This is a genomic window from Ramlibacter agri, from assembly GCF_012927085.1.
GTDB classification, from domain to species: domain Bacteria; phylum Pseudomonadota; class Gammaproteobacteria; order Burkholderiales; family Burkholderiaceae_C; genus Ramlibacter; species Ramlibacter agri.
Window position 1 is genome coordinate 23,997 of the sequence record NZ_JABBFX010000005.1, and the last position, 18,954, is coordinate 42,950.

The following is an 18,954-nucleotide window of genomic DNA, read 5'->3' on the forward strand; positions in this document are numbered from 1 at the left end:
CAGCGCTGCCGGATGCGGCTTTGTCCGTCACGCACCCGTCACGAGGCGCGTCCATCATCGAGCGCTTTCCGGCTCTCCACGACTCCGTGCACCTGCCCCAGTTGTCACCGTTCCGTTCGTTCGCCGTGTTCGGCTTCCGCGCTTCGCAGTCGCCCGATTCGCAAGCGCCCGCGATCGACGCCCGGCGCGACTACAACCTGCTGGCCTCCGGCCTGTCGCACGTGCTGGCGCGGCATCCGCAGCGGCTGATCCAGCGGGAGTTCCGGGCGGCCGCCGCAGCGCTGCGCCTGTTGCGGCGCCAGCTGCGCGCGCCCTTCGGCGAGCCGCTGCTGGCCGCCGAGATGTTGAACGACCTGGCCCACGAGATTGCGCTGCATGCCGATGCCGACACGCGCGCGGCCGCGGCGCGCTGCCTGGGGCGGGCGGTGGCCGCGCGGCGAAGGGCCGCGCTCGCCTGATCAGCGCCTCACCAGGAGTGCGCGATATCGCGCAGGTCGCTGCGCAGTTCCGCGCGGTCGACGCCGCGCATCGGCAGGTTGGCGAGGATCTCGAGACGCCGCCGCAGCGAGTGCAGCAGCTGCCACACTTCCGCCGGCGCGAGCGCGTCGCCACGGGCGCCGAGATCGGGATAGCTCCATAGCGCGGTATCGGGCTGGCCTGGCCAGCGCGGCACGTCGACGTCCGCCAGCGGGTCCAGCAGGATCACGATGTCGACGCGAGGCGCACCGGCGCGCAGGAAGGCCCGCCAGTCGTGTTGCGGCGGCGGCGGGAGTGCGATGCGAGCGTCCGCCAGCACGCGCGCGGCGGCGGGATGGATGGGCGCCAGCAGGCCGGGAACGCCGCAGGACGCCACGCTGAAGCGCGCTGGTGCGACATGCCGCAGGCAGGCGTGGGCGAGCACGCTGCGCAGGTTGTTCCGCCGGGACACGAACAGTACTGCGGCCTGCGGTCCTCCATCAGGAACCGGCCTCGAATCCATGTTGTAGCTGGCCTAGTCGTTTCGACCATTGTGGCCCAGCCCGGGTCGACGTGGTTGCCCTTTGCGCTAGGCCGCGGTCCCGAGATTGGCCTTGAAGAAAGCGATGGTCCGGTCCCAGGCCAGCTTCGCCGCGGCGGCGTCGTAGCGCGGCGTGGTGTCGTTGTTGAAGCCATGCTGCGTGCCGGCGTACTGGAACACCTGGAAGTGCACGCTGGCGGCCTTCAGCGCGGCCTCGTAGGCCGGCCAGGCGGCGTTGATGCGCTCGTCCGTACCCGCCAGGTTGACCAGCAGCGGCGCCCTCACCTTGGCCGCGTCTTCCGCCGGCGGCACGTTGCCGTAGAAGGGCACGGCCGCATTCAGGTCCGGCAGGCGCGTGGCCAGCCAATGCACGATGCCGCCTCCATAGCAGAAGCCCACGGCGCCCATCTTGCCGTTGCCGTCCGGGCGGGCGCGCAGCCAGGCCGCCGCGGCAAGGAAGTCCTCGCGGGTCTTCGCCTGATCGAGTTTCGCGAAAGCCTCGCGCGCCTTGTCCTCGTCGCCGGGGTAGCCGCCCAGCGGCGTCAGCGCGTCCGGCGCGAAGGCCATGAAGCCATCCAGCGCCAGCCGGCGCGCGATGTCCTCGATGTGCGGGTTCAGGCCGCGGTTCTCGTGGATCACCAGGACGGCCGGCAGGCGCGCCGCGCCGGCGGCAGCCGGCCGCGCCAGGTAGCCGCGCACCTGGCCGTTGCCCGCGGGCGAGGGGACGGTCACCCATTGCGTCTTCAACCGCGCGTCTTCGGGCTTGACCTGCTGGCCGGCGGCGAAGTCGGGGCTGAGCGCCGCCAGCAGGCCGGCCGCGGTCATGCCCGCCTTGGCGAAGCGCTGCGCCTTGTCCAGGAAGCCGCGGCGGTCGATGCCGCCGTGGACGTAGGCGTCGAAGAGAACCAGGAGTTCCTGGTCGAAATCCTGGGCGGTCAGGCGAGACGGCATGGGGCGTCCTTGAGAAAGCGAGGGCGGATCAACGGCCGCCGGAGAAGGCGAAGCCCTGCGTCCGGGCCGCGTTGAACACGGCCAGGTTCAGCTGCGAGCCATCGAGGATGGCGACGCCGCTGCCGGCGGTGAGCGGTGTCGGGTTCTGCGGGCAGCCCACGCCGGTGAAGCTGAGGCTCGCCGTGTACGTGCTGATGCCGGGGCTGGTCAGCAACTGGCCGCTGAAATTGCAGCCGCGCACGGTGCTGCCCGTCACGACGCCGTCGCTCGTGACCGTCGCCGTCGCCACGTCGGTGGCGCCCGGCATCACGGCGCTGCCGGTGTAGCTGCCGGCCACCGCGGCCAGGGTGCCTTGCGTCGTGAAGCCGGTCTGGTAGGTGGTGGTGAAGGTGAAGGATTGGCCCGGCGCGACGACGCTGCCCGTGAGCCGGGACCCGGAGACGAAGGTGGCGTCGAGGTTGCCGATGCCCACCGTGGTGGTGTCCGTGCTGAAGTCGGCGAGGTCGGTGGAGCTGAGCGTCGTGTCGGTGGCGGTCCAGGTGCCGCGGTCGGCTCCCGTCGGCACGTTGGTGCCGGAAAGGCTGGACAGCAACCAGATCTCGGGCGTGGACAGAACCAGCGCATAGACGACACGATTGGTGTTGGTGAAGCCCTTGTAGAGGCCCACCGGGCTGCCCGAGGGCGTCGGCGGCGCAGGCTGCACGCCGCCACAGACCTCGGCACTCCCGAAGCATTCGCCCGGATTGCCGCCGCCGCCGCTGCAGCCCGCCACCGCCAGCGCCAGCGCTGCAGCGCCGGCCAGTCCGCCGTATCTCATCGAGACTCCCTTCTTCGTGGTCAAAAATCGAATCCTGCCTACCCCCGGAACACCGGCAGGTTGCCAAGCCGCGGCGAGCGCACCAGCAGCTGCCCCTCGATGCCGAAGTCGGGCAGCCGCAGCGCTTCGCCCAGCGTGGTGCGCACGGGCCGCGCCTGCGCGCGCGTGCCTGCGACGCCGGTGAAGCCCAGCTCGAACACCACCGGCAACAGCTGGGGATTCTGCCGCGCCGGCGGCTCGGCGTGAGGGGTCCATGGGAGAAGGGGCAGTGCCAGCGTCAGGGTCTCGATGAACGAGGCGCCGGGCGCGACCACCGTAACGCAGGGCAGGTTGCGCAGTGCAGCTGCCTGGCTGGCGCGCAGCGCGGGGATCTTCTTGCTGATGACGATGCCGGCGTCATCCGCCTCGATGTTGCACAGGTCGCGATCGAGCACGTGGCGGCCGCTCGCGTCGACCGCGGCGTACATGCGGTTGAACAGGAACAGCTCGGTGCCGCCCTGGTTGTGCACGGTGTACGACAGCGTCGCCGCGCGGGCGTCGCGCGCTCGCAGCTCCGCCTGCAGGCTCGCCGGATGGTTCGTCAATGCCATGGCCTCGCCTCTCCAGCCGCCGGGTTGGAGCGGCAGAGTATGCGCGCCACCCTGCGGAGGCGCAACCGCAGGGCGGGCGGCCGCGCTAAGCCCCTTGCCTAGAGGGCGGGCGGGCTTTTCCCGCGGCTGCCGCCGTCCATCCGTCGGGCCGCTCCGGTCGTCCCTTCGTCCCACATGCCCTGCGCGCCATCGCCTACAAAGTTGGCAACGGCGCTTGACACACTTCGCAAGGTAGTGCATTCGTCGTTGGGAGACAGGCGTGAACGAGTGGTGGGCAAATTGCAACGAAGGGCGGGTATCCGAGCTCTCGAGGCGCGCGACCTGCTTCGTATTGTTTTCGCGGGAAGGGCGTCCGGGCTTGTGGCTGATGCTGCTGGGGACGCTGTGGGCGGTGGTGGCCGCCATGGCACTAGGGACTCCGGGATAAGCAGTCATAAAAAGGAATGCAGGCATGCCGCACCATCTGGTGCGGCTTTTTTTTGGGGGATGACGCCATGGCTCTCTGGCAGGAAGCGAACCGCATCGAGGTGCTGGCCTTCGACGTGTTCGGCACGGTCGTCGACTGGCACGGCAGCATCGTGCGCGAGCTGGCGCAGCTGGCGCCCGCTGTCGATGGCGATGCCTTCGCCCGCGCCTGGCGCGAAGGCTACCGGCCGGCGATGGCGCGGGTGATGTCCGGCGAGCTGGGCTGGACGCTCATCGACGACCTGCATCGCATGATCCTGGACGACGTGCTGCCCCGCTTCGGCCTGGCGCACCTGGACGAAGCGCAACGGGCCGAACTCAATCGCGCGTGGCACCGGCTGGCTCCCTGGCCGGAGGTGGTGGCGGCGCTGCAGCGGCTGAAGCCGCGCTACCTGCTCACTCCGCTTTCCAACGGCAACATCGGCCTGCTGACGCGCATGGCCAGGCGCGCCGGGCTGCCCTGGGATTGCGTGCTGTCGGCCGAGGTGTTTCGTGCCTACAAGCCGGACCCGGCCACCTATCTCGGCGTGGCGAAGGTGTTCGACCTGCCGCCGGAGCGGGTGATGCTGGTGGCAGCGCACCATGACGACCTGGCAGGCGCCCGTGCCTGCGGGCTGCGCACCGCCTACATCGAGCGGCCGCTGGAGTTCGGTGCGGCGCATCCGAAGGACGTTTCCCCACGGCCGGGGAACGACCTGCATTGCCGGGACTTCGCGGACCTGGCGGCACAGCTCGGGTTGTAGACGCCGGCCGCATTCCGCACGCGAGATGTGGTCCCAAGCCGACAACCGGCTACCCCGGCCGCGCGCAGGATCAAACTGAAAGGAGGCATCCATGCCCGAAGATCGCACCCCCATCGACCACGGGCTGGCGCATCCCCAGCCCGAGCGCGGCCGCATCCCGCAGCCGAAACCCCAGGCGGACGAGGACCCGCGCGAGCTCGTGCCCAACCAGCCCACGCACGACGAGAAGGCGGAGTCGCAGGAGAAGAAGCAACCCGGCGTCGGCGGCCACACCGACTTCGTGCAGACACCGGATTGAGGGCTTCGCCATGGTGATGTTCAAGGCGAAGTTCCAGCCCGTGCCGGCCAGGGCGCAGCCCAAGCTGCAGGCGCAGCAGCCGCAGCCCGTGCCGCCCATGCCCCAGGACCAGCCGGTGGTGCCGCCGATCGAGGAGGAGCGCGGTCCGCAGGTGCCGATCAAGGAGCCCGAGCCGCAGCACGAGCCGGAGCGGGTGGAGTAGAGCTGGATCCCGGATCGGGTCCGGGACGACTGGATCAGTCGCGCGTCACGCGCAGCACTTCCTCGCGCGAGGTCACGCCCTCGCGCACCAGCCGTTCGCCGTCTTCGCGCATCAGGCGCATCCCATGCGCGAGCGCGGTGTCGCGGATCTCGGATTCGGCGGCGCGGTTGTGGATCAGGCCGCGGGTCTTCTCGTCCGCGATCAGCATCTCGAAGATGCCGACGCGGCCGTGGTAGCCCGTGTAGCCGCAATGCGCGCAGCCGCGCGCCACGCCTTCCACTTCGACCTTGCAGTACTCGCACAGCTTGCGCACCAGGCGCTGCGCCAGCACGCCCAGCAGGGACGAGGACAGCAGGAAGGGCTCGACGCCCATGTCGGTCAACCGCGTGACCGCCGACGAGGCATCGTTGGTGTGCAGGGTGGCCAGCACCAGGTGGCCGGTCAGCGAGGCCTGGATGGCGATCTGCGCGGTTTCGTAGTCGCGGATTTCGCCGATCATGATGACGTCCGGGTCCTGGCGCAGGATGGCGCGCAGGGCCTTGGCGAAATCGAGGTCGATCTTCGGGTTGACCTGCGTCTGGCCGATGCCGGGCAGCTCGTATTCGATCGGGTCTTCCACCGTCATGATGTTGCTGGTCGAAGCGTCCAGCCGCGACAGCGCCGCGTACAGCGTCGTCGTCTTGCCCGAGCCGGTGGGGCCGGTGACGAGGATGATGCCGTGCGGCTGGCCGATCAGCGACAGGAAGCGCTCCAGCGTGACGCCGGTCATGCCCACCGACTCCAGGCTGATGCGGCTTTCGCTCTTGTCCAACAAGCGCAGCACGGCGCGCTCGCCGTGCGCGGAAGGCAGCGTCGAGACGCGCACGTCCACAGCGCGCGTGCCGATGCGCAGCGAAATGCGGCCGTCCTGCGGCAGGCGCTTCTCGGAGATGTCGAGCTCCGCCATGATCTTCAGGCGCGAGATCAGCGCCGCGTGCAGCGCGCGATTGGGCTGCACCACTTCGCGCAGCGCGCCGTCGACGCGGAACCGCACGGACGAATGCCGCTCGTAGGGTTCGATGTGGATGTCGCTGGCGCCATCGCGCGCGGCCTGCGTCAGCAGCGCGTTGAGCATGCGGATGATCGGCGCGTCGTCGCTGGCCTCCAGCAGGTCTTCCACCGCCGGCAGCTCCTGCATGATCCGCGACAGGTCCGCGTCGTTCTGCACCTCGCTCACCACGGTGGCGGCGCTCGACTCGCCCTGCGCGTAGGCGGCGCTGATGCGCTGCGCCAGCGCGGTCGGGTCCAGCTGCTGCAGGTTGCGCACCTGGTACTTGCGCATGACCTCGGTCCACACCGGGGCCGGCGCGCCGGCGTGCCACAGCACCAGCTGCTCGCCGTCGTCTTCCAGCAGCAGTTGCTGGCTGCGCGCGAAGGCGTAGGGAAGCGGGTAGCGCATCGCGTCAGCGCACGCTGGGCGCGGTGGTGGCGGGCGGCTGCACCAGCGGCGACCAGGTGTTGCCCGGCGGGACCGGCTTGGCCAGGTCGGGCATCACGGGGGCGTCGGTCACGTTCTTGAGGAGGCTGCTGGGCGCAGGCTGCACGTTCTGCTGCTTGGTGCGCATCAGCTCGTAGCGGTCCAGGGACAGCGCGTCGGACGCGCCGTTGTCGCGCACCACCACCGGCCGCAGGAACACCATCAGGTTGCTCTTGGAGCGCGAGCGGCTGTCGGAGCGGAACAGCGCGCCGAGGCCGGGGACGTCGCCCAGGCCGGGTACCTTGTCGTTGGTCCCGGAGTACTGGTCCTTCAGCAGGCCGCCGATCACCACGATCTGGCCATCGTCCACCAGCACGTTCGTTTCGATCGTCTGCTTGGTGGTGGTCGGCCCGTTCGAGTTGCTCTCGGTGCCGGCCTTCACCGCCGAATTTTCCTGGTAGATCGTCAGGCGCACGTTGCCGTTCTCGTTGATCTGCGGCTTCACGCGCAGCGTCAGGCCGACGTCCTTGCGTTCGACGGTCGTGAACGGGTTGACGGAGCCGTTCGAGGCGCCGGTGTTGGTGAACTGGCCGGTCACGAAGGGGACGTTCTCGCCGATGACGATCTTGGCTTCCTCGTTGTCCATCGTCAGCAGGTTGGGCGTGGACAGCACGTTGCCGTCGCCGGTGCTTTCGAAGAAGTTGGCGATCGCGCTCAGGATGTACTTGCCGCCCACGTTGCGGACCGCGCCAACGTTGAAGCCGGTGTTCGGCTGCGTGATGTTGCCGCTGCTGATGCCGGTCTGGGTGGCGAGGTTGATGATGTTGCTGGTGGTGCCCAGCGTGTTGAAGTTGCTGCCCAGGAAGCCGATCACGCTGCTGGAGGCGGTGCCCAGCACGTTCTGCCACTGGATGCCGAACTCGGCGACCTTGTCGGAGTTGACTTCGACGATCAGGCCTTCCACCAGCACCTGCGCGCGGCGGCCATCGAGCTGGTCGATCACGGCGCGCAGCTGGCGGTACTGCGGCTCGGGCGCGGTGATGATCAGCGAGTTGGTGGCCGGGTCGGCCTGGATGGCGCCGCCGACGGAGGGCTGCGCCGAAGGCGTGATCGGGGCCGTGGCGGCGCTGGTGCCCGTGCCGCTGCCTGCGCCGCTGAGGCCGCTGGTGATCACCGGGGTCTGCGCCGCGCTGGCGACGGCGCCCGCGATGTTGCCGCCGGTGGGCTGGTTCCCGGCTGGCGCCAGGCTGGCCAGCGAGGCGCGCAGCACCACGGCCATCTTCAGCGCGTCGGCATTGCGCAGGTAGACCACGTGGATGTTGCCCAGCTCGCCGCCGCCGGTGGGCTGGTCGAGGCGCGCGATCACTGCGCGCACCAGGCCCAGGCGCGCCGGGTTGGCGGCGCGCACCAGCAGCGAATTGCTGCGCGGCTCGGCGATCACCGTGGTGCGGAAGGCGCCCTCGGACTGGCTTTGCGCCGCCGCCGGCTGGCCGGGCACGGCCCCGCCGGTCGCCGTGGAGGCGTCGATCAGGCGCTGCACCACGGGCTGCAGGTCGGAGGCCAGCGCGTACTTGAGGTTGATCACCTCGACGTCGGTGGCATTGGAGATGTCCAGCGCTGCGACGATGCGGCCCAGGCGCTGCAGGTTGTCGGCGTAGTCCGTGATCACCAGCGAGTTGTTGCCGGGGTTCACGTTGATCGTGTTGTTGGGGCTGATCAGCGGGCGCAGGATCGGCACCAGGTTGGCCGCGTTCTCGTAGTTCAGGCGGAAGATCTGCGTGACGATCTGGTTGCCGGTGGCGGGCGTCTCCACCGACACCGGGCCGCCCTGCAGCTTGGCCTCGGCTTCCGGCACCACCTTCAGCAGGCCGCCGGATTCGACGACCGTGTAGCCCGAGAGGCGCAAGGTCGCCACGAACTGGTTGAACGCGGCCTGCGGCGTCACCGGCCGGTCGGTCGATAGCGTGATGGTGCCCTTCACGCGCGGGTCCACGACGATGTTGCGGCCGGTGATGGCGGCCATCGTGCGCGCCACGGCGTCGATCTCCGCGTTGACGAAGTTCAGCGTGATCGGTTCGGCGGCGCGCTGCTGCGCGTACGAGGCGAGCGGCACGCCGGCGAGCACCAGCAAGGCGCTGAGCGTGGCGGCGGCAAGGCGGTACTTCATGTGTTCGTTAACCGATGGAGATGATGGAGCGCGGCCCGGTGCGGCGGCCGATGATGTTCAGGAGGTTCGCGAGCGCGGCTTCGCGTTCCGGGGCGGCGCTGGCTTCGCCGCGGAAATGCAGGCGGGAGCCCACCCACTGGCCGCTGCCGGCCAGCTGGAGGCTGCCTTCGAGGGTCTCCAGCCGCAGCGTGGCGGGCGTGCCCCCTTGCAATGTGATGCGGTAGCTGCCCATGGGCCTCAGGGTAGAGAGGCGCGACGCAAGGCGCAACGCCAGCAACTCGGCCCGCCCTCTCACCTGCGGACGGCCGGCGGCCCATTCTACTGAAAGGCCCTGCGTGGAAAGCCGCAGGTCGCCGTCGAATTGCAAAGTGTTGAAGGGCGTGCCCAGGCCGGCGACGACGCTGGCCGGCCACTGCGAAACGCCGTCGGCCACGTCCACCCGCATGCCGCCCCAGCGCAGGTGGGCCTGCACCTCCAGCGGGCGGTCCATGCAGCAGTCGGCCCGCAGGCGGGCGGCGACGCCATCGATGCGGGGGCCCAGGCTCCACTGCAGGCGTCCGGGCAGCGCCGCGGCGTCGTGGCTGCCGGCGCCGCCGGTCAGCACCAGCTGCGCCGAGCCGTTCCAGACGGTGCCGCGCGGGTCGTCCAGCAGCAGCTGGCCGCCGGTGGCGTTGCCCACCGCGGCGGCGAGCCAGCGGGCCGGTGCGAACAGGGTCACCGCGAGCAGCAGGCCCAGTACGGCGCCGGCCGCCGCCCAGAGCCAGGGTGCCGCCTCACGGGCTGCGCGCGGACGCGGGGAGCGCGCCACTATCGGGGGGGCAGGGTCAGCACCAGCGTGCCGTCCCAGCCGCCGGCGGCATTGCGCGTGAGGCGCGCTTCGCCGGGGAGGGCGCGGGCGTTGGTGCGCACCTGCGTGAGCCATTGCGCCAGCGCCGGCGCCTGCGTGTTGGTCAGCGTGACGGTGACGCGGTCGCCGGCGATGCTGTAGCGCGCGCTCACGCCCAGCTGCTGGCGGATGGCGTCTTCCAGCTGGCGCATGGCTTGGTCGGGGTCGAGCTTCGGCTGCGCCTGCATCGCCTTGGCCTGAGCCTGCAGGCGCTGCATCTGCTGCAGCTGCGCGTCCAGCAGCCGGTGCTGGCCCTCGGCGGCGCGCAGCGTGGCGAGCGCCGGCGCCAGCGCCAGCCACCACAGCAGCGCCAGCAGGACGACCGCGCCGGCCGCGGCCACCATCGCCTGCTCGCGCGGCGCCAGCGTGGCGAAGCGGGCCTTCAGGGGCTTCAGGGCATCGGCCTTCATCGCACATCCTCCACCGCCAGCACGAGGTTGTTGCCGCTGGTCGTCGCCACGTAGCCGAGCGGCTTCAGGCGTGTGGCGACTTCGCGCAGCTCGTCGCCGGACAGGCCGAGGCCGCCGGCGCGCAGTTCGGTGCCGCTGTATTCCAGGGTGCCGGGCGTGCGGCCGGCGGGCAGGGCCTCGGCCAGCGCCGCCAGCAGCGCGTCCAGGTCGCGCGGCGAGGCGGTGCCGGTCAGCTGGCGCAGGGTCGCGACTTCGCGCTCCATCTGGCGCGGCGCGTCGATCACCAGCTTCACCTGCGGAAAGGTGTCGGTCAGCGTGCGGCGCACGGTTTCGCGCTTGGCGTCCAGGCTGGCGCGTTCCTTCCACGCCCATGCGTTCAGCCCAATCAGGTTCAGGACGACCAGCGTGGCGATGCCCCAGCGTGCGGGCCGCCAGGCGGGCGCGCGCAGGAAGCCGTTCCAGCCGGCGGCCAGCTTCTTCGCGGCGCGGGCGCGGCTGGAGTTGGCGAACTCGAACTGCCCCAGGTCCCAGCGGGTGCGCGCGGCGTTCAACCAGCGCTGCGGGGCCTGCTGCAGTTCGGGCCGCACCGACAGCAGCTGCTCGGCGACCGCGGCCACCGCCGGTTCGGCCAGGCGCGGTGCCTCGTCGGGCAACTGCGGCAACAGTGGCAAGGTGGCCTGGCTCAGCGGCAGGGCGACCACGGCATCGGGGCTCACGGCGACGGCCAGCGGCTGCTGCGCGTCGCCGATCACGGCCAGCAGCGGCTCGCCCTCCGGCGCGAATTCGGGAACGATGCGGGTGACGGTGCGGCCAGCACCTTCCAGCGCCTGCAGCGCGGTGCGCAGCCAGGCCCGGTCGCACACCGCGATCCAGGCTGGCTCGCCGCCGCGCGCGCCCGGCTGCAGAGCCAGGTGCAGCGCTTCCGGTTCGTCGAGCAGCCGCTCTTCCAGCAGGCCCTCGAGCGCGGCGCGCAGGCGCGGCGAGCCCGGGCCCACGCCCTTGGGCAGGTCGACGCGGTGCCAGGCCAGGGCCTGCACCGGGGCGACGGCCACGATCTCCGCTCCCGCGCCACGGGGCAGTGGCAGCAGGGCGGCGGCGCACTTGCCGTGGTCGGCTGGCGTGCGGCCGTCCGCGGTGAGCGCGTAAGCCCATTCGGTGGCGCCGGTGGCGCTTTCCTGGGGCAGCGAAACGACGAGGGTGCTCATGAAGTGCGAGCGATTGTAGAGATGCCGCGTGACTACCGGCGTTGCGCTTGCTGGATCAGCGACTGCGCCGTGGCATCCAGCACGCCGCGCTCGCGGCTCAAGGTGGTCACTGTGGTGGAATTGCGCTGGACGACGGAGCGCTCCTCGATCACCACTTCGTCCTGCCGCACGCGGCCGCGCACTTCGAAGTAGCTGGTGGCGAAGCCGAGGTTCTTGAGGTCGTCGGGCTTCACCTCGGGCAGCACCGTGACCACGTCCTGCGTCGTGCGGAAGGGACGGCCCTGGCGCACCGCCACCAGGCGCTCGGCGTCGGCCAGGCTGATGTTGCGGGCGGCGGCGTAGATCACCTGGGCGCTGGCGGTGTTGACGTTCACCGTGGTGGTTTGCGGCAGCAGCGTGATGTAAGGCTGGAGCGCGGCTACGGTGTCGGGCGACAGCCCCAGCCAGGTGAGCTGCTCCACGCGCGTGGGGGCGAGCGGCGCGCGGCTGGACGACAGGTTCTCGACGCTGATGTCCGAGGCGAAACGGAAGTTCTCCGCCAGCTTGCCCAGCTCGCTCGTGGGCAGGCCGAGCAGCGAGAACAGGCGGCGGAAGCTTTCCAGCGCATCCTGGTTGGTGCTGCTTGCCTGGAACAGGTCCTGCACGTTCAGGAAGGACTGCAGGTCCGTGATCTCGCCGGACAGGAACACGGCATCGGCGTCGTTGCTCGCATCCGACGAATCCGCGGAAAGGAAGGTGGACAGGCGCGACTCCTGCAGCGGCACCGCCCAGGGCTCGCCCAGGTGGTCGACGCCGCCGGTGCTGCGGGCGTCCTCGCGCAGGATCAGGCGAGCCCAATCCAGCGCGCCGGTCAGGATCCACGAGGCCTGCTGCCGGGTGCGTTCGGCCGATTCGACCTCCACGCCACGCCACTGCTGCCACAGCGCCGCGGCGGCGAAGGTCGCCACCAGCATCACGGTGAGCATGGCCGCCAGCAGGGCGGCGCCGGTGCTGCGCCGCTTCATTTCTTCACCCAGTCGCGGACCATCTGGCCGCTGATCGCGCGGCCTGGCGGCAGTTGCAGCACCATGCGCACGCCCTGCGGCAGGGTGCTGGTGCGCGTGCCGGCAGCGGTCGCGGCCAGCACGGTGCTGGTAGTGGTATTGGTGGTGGCGCTGGACGACTGCGGGTTCACCCAGGCGCCGTCGCGGTAGTAGAAGATCTGCCAGTCCTCCAGCGGCGCGACCACCACCTCGTTCTGCCGCATGGAGTCGCTCGGGTTCTGCGACCACAGGTCCGCCTGCTGCCAGGCCGCGTCGAGCGCGCCGCGGCTGGTGACCGCTGGCGATTGCCAGCGCAGCCACTGGCCGCCGCGGTCCGTCCAGGCCACGACCCGCGCGCCGGCCGCGCCGCCGCCGGCGTCGGTGCGCGTGAGGCGCAGCACGCGGCCGTTCCAGGCCAGGGCCGTGAGGCCGGGGAATTCGGTGATGGCGTCGAGGTCGGAGTTCCACTGCGCCAGGCCGGTCTGCAAGGTCATCACCTGGTCGGTGTAGGCCTCGGTGACCTGCCGCGAACGCATCATGCCGTCCAGCCCGCGCCAGCTGAGCGCGGCCAGCAGCGCCATGACGAACAGCGACACGAGCAGCTCGATGAGGGTGAAGCCGCGCGACTTCATCTCAATATCTTCCCTGGATGGTGGACAGGCGCAGCACCGGCGAGGCGCCTTCGAACACCTGCGCGTCGATGCGCCGGAAGCTGGGGTTCGGCGTCGGCGCGACCCGCACGTGCACGTTGAAGTCGCGGCCCGCCTGCTGGCAGGCGGCGTCGGATTCGCCGACGCTGGGCAGCTGGCCGACCAGGCGCAGGCGCACCAGCTCGTTCTCGGCGCAGACCTGCGCCAGCAGCACGCTGGACTGGCGCTGCGCGTTGTTGCTCAGGGCCGCAGTCGCCTGCAGGCCGGCCACGAGCGCGATGGCGACGATGCCCAGCGCCACCAGCACTTCGATCAGCGTGAAGCCGCGCTCGCACTTCATTGCGGCAAGGGGCCGACGGCGAAGGGGCGCAGGCCGTCGGTGGCCACGACCAGGCTGCGTTCGGGATGGTCGGCGCTGGTCAGCACCACGGCCTGCGGGCCGATGATGGGTTCGGGGCCGAGCACGAGCTGCGTGACGGGCCCTTGCACATGCGTGTCGGGCGTCAGCCACGTCCGTGGGAGTTTTTCCGCCGGCAGGCCGTCGAAGCGGAACCCCGTTTCGGTCGCGATCCAGCGCACCGGCTGGCCGGTGAGTCGCGATTGCGCGCGGGCCGAGTCCAGCAGGGCGGCCAGGCGCTGGGCGTCGCGTTCCAGCGGCTGGCCCGCGGCGTCGCGCAGCGCAAAGCTCACGCCGGCGGAGGCGACGGCCACGATCGCGACCACCACCATCAGTTCCAGCAGGGTAAAGCCGGGGTGTCGCTTACTGCCAGGAGCCGATGTCGGCATTCTTGCCCTCGCCACCGGGCTGGCCATCGGCGCCCAGCGACATCACGTCGATCTCGCCTTTGACGCCCGGGTTCAGGTATTGGTAGGGCCGGCCCCAGGGATCGTTGGGCAGCTTTTCCAGGTAGGGCTTCCAGTTGGGCGGGACCGGCGTGGCCGCCGGCTTCTGCACCAGCGCCTGCAGGCCCTGTTCGGCCGTGGGGTAGCGCTGGTTGTCCAGCTTGTAAAGCTTCAGCGCCTGCATCAGGTTGTTGACGTCGGTGTGCGCGGCGGTCACGCGCGCGTCGTCGGCGCGATCCAGCACGTTGGGGACGATCAGCGCGGCCAGCACGCCGATGATCACCAGCACCACCATCAGCTCGATGAGGGTGAAGCCGGCGGCGGCGAGCTTGCGCCCGCGCGGGATGACGGAGTTGGAGAACATCCGTTCAATGATAATGCCCGCATGTTGACTTCCGGTGACGCGAGCTGGGGCGTGCGTGGCGCCACCCTGGGCGTGTGGCTGCTCGCCGCGGGCAGCGCTGCTTTCTGGGCACTGCAAATGGGCACGGCGCCGCATCGGGCGGCGCCGGTGGCCGCGTCCTCGCGCGGGCCGGGCAGCGCCGACCCGTCGGCCATCGCCCGCCTGCTGGGCGGCTTGCCCGGCGCGCCCGTGGCAGGGCCGGCCGCGCCCGCGCTCGCCTCGCGCTTCGCGCTGGTGGGCGTGGTGGCGGAGCGGACCGGCCGCGGCGCCGCGCTGATCGCCATCGACGGCAAGCCGGCGCGGCCCTACCGCGTGGGCGCCTTCATCGAAGAAGGCATGGTGCTGCAGGCGGTGCACGGCCGGCAGGCCATGCTGGGTCCGAAGGACGGCCCCGTCGCCGTCACCCTGGATCTGCCGCAGGGCGCGCCCTTGCTCAGCGTGACCCGGCCGCCGTTCGCCGTGATGGCGCCGACCGCGCCGGCGGTGCAGCCGGGCACACCGCCCGAGGGTCCGGCCAACCTGCCGATCCCGGGCGCTGCGCCGCCGGCCGCGACTCCCGAAGCCCGCTGAGCCGCCCTCAGGGCGCGCTGCGCAGGAACAGCCGGTACACCGGGTTGGAGGTTTCCTCCACGTACGGGTAGCCGAGTTCGTCGAGGAAGGCCTGGAAGGCCTTGTTGTCCTGCTGCGGAACCTGCAGGCCCACCAGCGTGCGGCCGTAGTCGGCGCCCTGGTTGCGGTAATGGAACAGCGAGATGTTCCAGCTGGGTTTCATCGCCGACAGGAACTTCAGCAGCGCGCCCGGCCGCTCGGGAAACACGAAGCGCAGCAGGCGCTCGTCGTGCGCCAGCGGCGAATGGCCGCCGACCATGTGCCGGATGTGCTCCTTGGCCAGTTCGTCGTGCGTGAGGTCCAGCGTCTCGAAGCCGTGGCGCTCGAAGTTGGCGGCGATCTTCGCCGACTCGCCCTTGCCGTGCGTCGTGACGCCCACGAACACGTGCGCGGTCTTCTCGTCGCTGATGCGGTAGTTGAACTCGGTGACGTTGCGCGGGCCGCCGGGCAGCGCGCCGATCAGCTCGCAGAAGCGGCGGAAGCTGCCGCGCTCTTCGGGGATGGTCACCGCGAACAGGGCTTCGCGCTCCTCGCCCACCTCGGCGCGCTCGGCGACGAAGCGCAGGCGGTCGAAGTTCATGTTGGCGCCGCACAGGATGGCGACATAGGTGCCGCCGCGCGTCTTCCGGTCCGCCACGTACTGCTTGATCGCGGCCACGGCCAGCGCGCCGGACGGCTCGACGATGCTGCGCGTGTCCACGAACACGTCCTTGATGGCGGCGCAGACGGCGTCGGTGTCGACCACCATGTATTCGTCGACGAGCTCGCGCGCGAGGCGGAAGGTCTCCTCGCCGACCAGCTTGACGGCCGTGCCGTCGGCGAACAGGCCGACGTCGGGCAGGGTCACGCGCTTGTTGGCCTCGACCGAGCGCGCCATCGCGTCCGAATCGTTCATCTGCACGCCGATCACCTTGATCTCGGGACGCACGGCCTTGATGTACGCGGCCACGCCGGAGACCAGGCCGCCGCCGCCGATGGCGACGAACACCGCGTCGATCGGGCCCTGGTGCTGGCGCAGGATCTCCATCGCGATGGTGCCCTGGCCGGCGATGACGTCGGGGTCGTCGAAGGGGTGCACGAAGGTGAGCTGCTGCTGGTCGCGCAGCTCGTACGCATGCGTGGCGGCGTCCGAGTAGCTGTCGCCGAACAGGACCACTTCGCCGCCCAGCGCCTTCACGGCGTCCACCTTGAGCTGCGGCGTGGTGATGGGCATGACGATCAGCGCGCGCGCGCCGAGCTTGTGGGCGGCCATCGCGACGCCCTGCGCGTGGTTGCCGGCCGAGGCGCAGATGACGCCACGCTGCAGCTGCTCCGGCGTGAGGTGCGCCATCTTGTTGTACGCGCCGCGCAGCTTGAAGCTGAACACCGCCTGCTGGTCTTCGCGCTTTAGCAGCACCTTGTTGTGCAGGCGGCGGCTGAGGTTGCGTGCGGGCTCGAGGGCGGATTCGACGGCGACGTCGTAGACGCGCGCGGTGAGGATCTTCTTGAGGTAGTCCTCCGGCTGCAGGTGCTTGGTCATTTGCCGGGAATGATAAGGAGAAAGAAAAAAGCCCCCGGACCTTGCGATCCAGGGGCTAAATCCACCAAAGGAGGAGGTGGAGGAGACAACCGGTGCGCCAGCCCTGCGGCCGGCGGTGCCTAGCGGAATCGCTATGCTTGGTGCCTAGTATAACCCCGCATTTGTTGCGTTGCACAACCCCTTGCGGCGGTTGCACAACGCGATCTGTGGGATTGTTGGCGGAAACGCCGCGTAAGAGAGGGAACCAGGATGGAATGCACAGTCACATGGACCGGCGCCAGCGGCGCGCGCTCGGGCATGGGCTTTCTTGCCGAGACCGGCACCGGCCACGTGTTGATGATGGATGGCGCGCCCGACGCGGCGAAGCCGGAGAACGGCGGCCAGAACCTGGCCCCGCGGCCGATGGAGACCGTGCTGGCCGGCACCGGCGGCTGCACCGCCTATGACGTGGTCCTGATCCTGAAGCGCGGCCGCCACGACATCCGCGGCTGCTCGGTCAAATTGAGCGCGGAGCGCGCGGCGACTGATCCGAAAGTATTCACCAAGATCCACATGCACTTCACCGTGCGCGGCAAGGCGCTGCCGGCGCCCGCGGTGGAGCGTGCGATTGCGCTGAGCCACGAGAAGTACTGCTCCGCGAGCGCGATGCTCGCGAAGACGGCGGAGATGACGACCAGCTTCGAGCTGGTCGAGGAGTAGCACTAGATGTAGTGCGCGGTCGTCGTCATCACGCGTGCGGCCGCGCGCATCGCTGACTTCACGGGACGCGGCAGTTCCACGCCGCCTGCGTGCGCGGCGGCCTCGGCGTGCGCTGCCTCGTCGTCCTTCATCTGCGCGACGATCGCGCGGGATGCGTGGTCGCCCGCGGGCAGGCGTTCCAGGTGGCTCTGCAAATGGGCTTCCACTTGCCGCTCCGTCTCGATGACGAAGCCCAGGCTCACCGGGTCGCCGAAGCGGCCCGCGACGAGCCCGAGGCTGAAGGCGCCGGCGTACCACAGCGGATTGAGCAGCGAAGGGCGCGAGCCCAGTTCGTCGAGCCGCGACTTGGTCCACGCCAGGTGGTCCGTTTCCTCGCGCGCGGCTTTCTCCAGATGCGCTTTCAGTTGCGGGTCGCGCGTGGCCATCGCCTGCGCTGTGTAAAGAGCCTGCGCGCAGATCTCGCCGACGTGATTGACGCGCATGAGTGCGGCCGCATGGCTGCGCTCCGATGCGCCAAGATGCGTGTCGTCCGCGGGCACGACGGGGCAGGGCCGCGATGCACGCGGCTGGGCGAAGAGTGTGCGCAATGCGCTGTCCAGCGCCCCCAGAACTCGGTCCATGGCATTCAGTTTAGTGCGTGCACCGCATCGCAGGGTTTGCGATGAGGCAAGGGCTCGCGTTTTTGCGATGCGAAACCATCGCCGAGGGGTGTTGTGTGAGTTCCACTCAACCGTTCCGGCCTTGTTGTCCATGTGCAACGAAACGCTGCGCGCCGGGTTAATTTCTTTGCGCCACCCCCAGCCGTCTGGTGCAATAGCAACAACTTCCCAAAAGGAGGTTGGCCCGGGGATCCGGTGGGGACAAGAACGTGCCTGCATTCCGACCCTCATGCGAACCGGAGCCCTATGTTTAACCTTGGAGAAACTTGCATGAAAAAGTCCCTGATTGCGCTGGCCGTGATGGCTGCCGCGGGTGCGGCTTCCGCCCAGTCGTCGGTCACCCTGTTCGGTATCGTTGACGCCACCCTGGCCTGGGGCAAGGGCAACGGCGCCGGCTCTTCCCACCGTTTCCAGCTGACCAACTCGGGCTACAACAGCTCGCGTCTGGGCTTCCGTGGCACGGAAGACCTGGGTGGCGGCCTGTCCGCTTCCTTCTGGCTGGAAGCCGGCGTCAACAACGATGACGGCACTGGTTCCAACACCAACACCAACAACCAGACCACCGGCACCTCCACCGCCACGGCTGGCACGCAAGGCCTGACCTTCAACCGTCGCTCCACCGTCAGCCTGGCTGGCAACTGGGGTGAAGTGCGCCTGGGCCGTGACTACACGCCGCAATTCTGGAACCGCACGATTTTCGATCCGTTCGGCACCAACGGCGTTGGTACCGCTCTGACGCAAGCCGTCGGCACCAGCCTGACCGGCCAGAACGCCGTTCGCGCTTCCAACAGCATCGGCTACTTCCTGCCGGCCCGTCTGGGTGGCTTCTACGGTCAAGCCCAGTACTACGCTGGCGAGAACCAGTCCAACAGCGGCGCGAACCACCGTGACGGCACGGGCTACGCTGCTCGCGTGGGCTGGGCCTCCGGTCCGTTCAACGTGGCTGGCGCCGTCAGCTACACCCGCAACAGCGTTGTGGGCGGCATCCACCAGAACAACATCGCCGGCCAGTGGGACTTCGGCGTTGCCAAGCTGATGGGCCAGTACGAAGCCGACTCCGTGGGTGCCACGGACGGCCGCGGCTGGCTGATCGGTGGCCTGATCCCCGTGGGCCCGGGCGAAATCCGCATCGCCTACTCGAGCTTCAAGGTTGACTTCAACGCCTCCCCGGCCGTTGCCAGCCCCGAATCCAGCAAGTGGGCCCTGGGCTACGTGCACAACCTGAGCAAGCGTACCGCCGTGTACACGACGTACGCTCACCAGTCCAACAAGAACGGTTCCGCCCTGGGCCTGAACGGCGCCCTGACCGGCGTGAATGAGTCCGCCTCCGGCCTGGACATCGGTATCCGCCACAGCTTCTAAT

Annotated in this window: 23 protein-coding genes; 7 read left to right on the top strand and 16 right to left on the bottom strand. The window is 69.9% G+C overall.

From position 1 onward, the window contains the following. Positions 1 to 20 precede the first annotated feature (20 nt). Positions 21 to 458, top strand: coding sequence for a hypothetical protein (locus HHL11_RS32065; protein ID WP_169422710.1), 438 nt, complete (start codon positions 21 to 23; stop codon positions 456 to 458). An 8-nt stretch (positions 459 to 466) separates the two neighbouring features. Here the strand turns inward: HHL11_RS32065 and HHL11_RS32070 are convergent, their stop codons facing one another. From HHL11_RS32070 to HHL11_RS32085, 4 genes are all read right to left on the bottom strand, one after another. Then, positions 467 to 928, bottom strand: coding sequence for a protein tyrosine phosphatase (locus tag HHL11_RS32070; protein WP_342593310.1), 462 nt, complete (start codon positions 926 to 928; stop codon positions 467 to 469). Positions 929 to 1,045: 117 nt separating this feature from the next. Beyond that, positions 1,046 to 1,948, bottom strand: coding sequence for a dienelactone hydrolase family protein (locus HHL11_RS32075; protein WP_169422712.1), 903 nt, complete (start codon positions 1,946 to 1,948; stop codon positions 1,046 to 1,048). Positions 1,949 to 1,976: 28 nt separating this feature from the next. Continuing rightward, on the bottom strand, positions 1,977 to 2,765 hold the full coding sequence (locus tag HHL11_RS32080) for a hypothetical protein (RefSeq protein WP_169422713.1): 789 nt from the start codon (positions 2,763 to 2,765) through the stop codon (positions 1,977 to 1,979). Positions 2,766 to 2,803: 38 nt separating this feature from the next. Next, complete coding sequence (locus tag HHL11_RS32085) at positions 2,804 to 3,355, bottom strand: hypothetical protein (protein WP_169422714.1); 552 nt, start codon at positions 3,353 to 3,355, stop codon at positions 2,804 to 2,806. Between the two features lie 494 nt (positions 3,356 to 3,849). Here HHL11_RS32085 and HHL11_RS32090 point away from each other — a divergent pair, with 494 nt between their 5' ends. The 3 genes from HHL11_RS32090 (at position 3,850) to HHL11_RS32100 (ending at position 5,063) form a co-directional block, all read left to right on the top strand. Next, positions 3,850 to 4,563, top strand: a complete 714-nt coding sequence (locus HHL11_RS32090; protein ID WP_205964799.1) for a haloacid dehalogenase type II — start codon at positions 3,850 to 3,852, stop codon at positions 4,561 to 4,563. A 91-nt stretch (positions 4,564 to 4,654) separates the two neighbouring features. Continuing rightward, complete coding sequence (locus HHL11_RS32095; RefSeq protein WP_169422715.1) at positions 4,655 to 4,861, top strand: hypothetical protein; 207 nt, start codon at positions 4,655 to 4,657, stop codon at positions 4,859 to 4,861. A gap of 10 nt (positions 4,862 to 4,871) precedes the next feature. Next, positions 4,872 to 5,063, top strand: a complete 192-nt coding sequence (locus HHL11_RS32100; RefSeq protein ID WP_169422716.1) for a hypothetical protein — start codon at positions 4,872 to 4,874, stop codon at positions 5,061 to 5,063. 34 nt (positions 5,064 to 5,097) lie between these two features. On the opposite strand, the gene gspE is transcribed toward HHL11_RS32100, so the two are convergent. Genes gspE through gspG form a run of 10 tightly spaced genes read right to left on the bottom strand, consistent with a single transcriptional unit; the run spans position 5,098 to position 14,066 of the window. Then, entirely contained in the window at positions 5,098 to 6,501 is a 1,404-nt protein-coding gene (gene gspE / locus HHL11_RS32105; RefSeq protein ID WP_169422717.1) for a type II secretion system ATPase GspE, read from the bottom strand. Between the two features lie 4 nt (positions 6,502 to 6,505). Continuing rightward, positions 6,506 to 8,686 carry a type II secretion system secretin GspD gene (gene gspD, locus HHL11_RS32110; RefSeq protein ID WP_169422718.1) on the bottom strand — a complete coding sequence of 727 codons (2,181 nt, stop codon included), beginning with the start codon at positions 8,684 to 8,686 and terminating at the stop codon, positions 6,506 to 6,508. A 7-nt stretch (positions 8,687 to 8,693) separates the two neighbouring features. Beyond that, positions 8,694 to 9,494 (bottom strand): type II secretion system protein N, encoded by an 801-nt coding sequence (gspN, locus tag HHL11_RS32115; protein WP_342593311.1) that lies wholly within the window; start codon positions 9,492 to 9,494, stop codon positions 8,694 to 8,696. Then, positions 9,494 to 9,982 carry a type II secretion system protein GspM gene (gspM, locus tag HHL11_RS32120; protein WP_169422720.1) on the bottom strand — a complete coding sequence of 163 codons (489 nt, stop codon included), beginning with the start codon at positions 9,980 to 9,982 and terminating at the stop codon, positions 9,494 to 9,496. Before gspM ends, gspN begins: the two co-directional genes overlap by 1 nt. After that, complete coding sequence (gene gspL / locus HHL11_RS32125) at positions 9,979 to 11,187, bottom strand: type II secretion system protein GspL (RefSeq protein WP_169422721.1); 1,209 nt, start codon at positions 11,185 to 11,187, stop codon at positions 9,979 to 9,981. The genes gspM and gspL overlap by 4 nt, the downstream gene beginning before the upstream one ends. A gap of 32 nt (positions 11,188 to 11,219) precedes the next feature. Continuing rightward, on the bottom strand, positions 11,220 to 12,191 hold the full coding sequence (gspK, locus tag HHL11_RS32130) for a type II secretion system minor pseudopilin GspK (RefSeq protein ID WP_169422722.1): 972 nt from the start codon (positions 12,189 to 12,191) through the stop codon (positions 11,220 to 11,222). Beyond that, positions 12,188 to 12,841, bottom strand: coding sequence for a PulJ/GspJ family protein (locus tag HHL11_RS32135; RefSeq protein WP_169422723.1), 654 nt, complete (start codon positions 12,839 to 12,841; stop codon positions 12,188 to 12,190). Before HHL11_RS32135 ends, gspK begins: the two co-directional genes overlap by 4 nt. A 1-nt stretch (position 12,842) precedes the next feature. Further along, positions 12,843 to 13,199, bottom strand: coding sequence for a type II secretion system minor pseudopilin GspI (gene gspI / locus HHL11_RS32140; protein ID WP_169422724.1), 357 nt, complete (start codon positions 13,197 to 13,199; stop codon positions 12,843 to 12,845). After that, the gene (locus HHL11_RS32145; protein ID WP_169422725.1) at positions 13,196 to 13,645 is read right to left on the bottom strand and encodes a prepilin-type N-terminal cleavage/methylation domain-containing protein; all 450 of its coding nucleotides are present in this window, start codon (positions 13,643 to 13,645) and stop codon (positions 13,196 to 13,198) included. The genes gspI and HHL11_RS32145 overlap by 4 nt, the downstream gene beginning before the upstream one ends. Then, positions 13,620 to 14,066 carry a type II secretion system major pseudopilin GspG gene (gene gspG, locus HHL11_RS32150; RefSeq protein WP_169422726.1) on the bottom strand — a complete coding sequence of 149 codons (447 nt, stop codon included), beginning with the start codon at positions 14,064 to 14,066 and terminating at the stop codon, positions 13,620 to 13,622. Before gspG ends, HHL11_RS32145 begins: the two co-directional genes overlap by 26 nt. Before the next feature lie 21 nt (positions 14,067 to 14,087). On the opposite strand from gspG, the gene HHL11_RS32155 reads away from it, so the two are divergent. Further along, complete coding sequence (locus HHL11_RS32155; protein WP_205964800.1) at positions 14,088 to 14,675, top strand: type II secretion system protein N; 588 nt, start codon at positions 14,088 to 14,090, stop codon at positions 14,673 to 14,675. A gap of 7 nt (positions 14,676 to 14,682) precedes the next feature. On the opposite strand, the gene ilvA is transcribed toward HHL11_RS32155, so the two are convergent. Then, positions 14,683 to 16,233: a threonine ammonia-lyase, biosynthetic gene (gene ilvA / locus HHL11_RS32160; protein ID WP_169422727.1), complete on the bottom strand. Its 1,551-nt coding sequence runs from the start codon at positions 16,231 to 16,233 to the stop codon at positions 14,683 to 14,685. A 249-nt stretch (positions 16,234 to 16,482) separates the two neighbouring features. Between ilvA and HHL11_RS32165 the strand changes: the two genes are divergently transcribed. Next, positions 16,483 to 16,932, top strand: a complete 450-nt coding sequence (locus HHL11_RS32165) for an OsmC family protein (protein WP_169422728.1) — start codon at positions 16,483 to 16,485, stop codon at positions 16,930 to 16,932. A gap of 2 nt (positions 16,933 to 16,934) precedes the next feature. Here the strand turns inward: HHL11_RS32165 and coq7 are convergent, their stop codons facing one another. Continuing rightward, the gene (gene coq7 / locus HHL11_RS32170) at positions 16,935 to 17,552 is read right to left on the bottom strand and encodes a 2-polyprenyl-3-methyl-6-methoxy-1,4-benzoquinone monooxygenase (protein WP_169422729.1); all 618 of its coding nucleotides are present in this window, start codon (positions 17,550 to 17,552) and stop codon (positions 16,935 to 16,937) included. Positions 17,553 to 17,861: 309 nt separating this feature from the next. On the opposite strand from coq7, the gene HHL11_RS32175 reads away from it, so the two are divergent. Beyond that, positions 17,862 to 18,953, top strand: a complete 1,092-nt coding sequence (locus HHL11_RS32175; RefSeq protein ID WP_169422730.1) for a porin — start codon at positions 17,862 to 17,864, stop codon at positions 18,951 to 18,953. Position 18,954 lies beyond the last annotated feature (1 nt).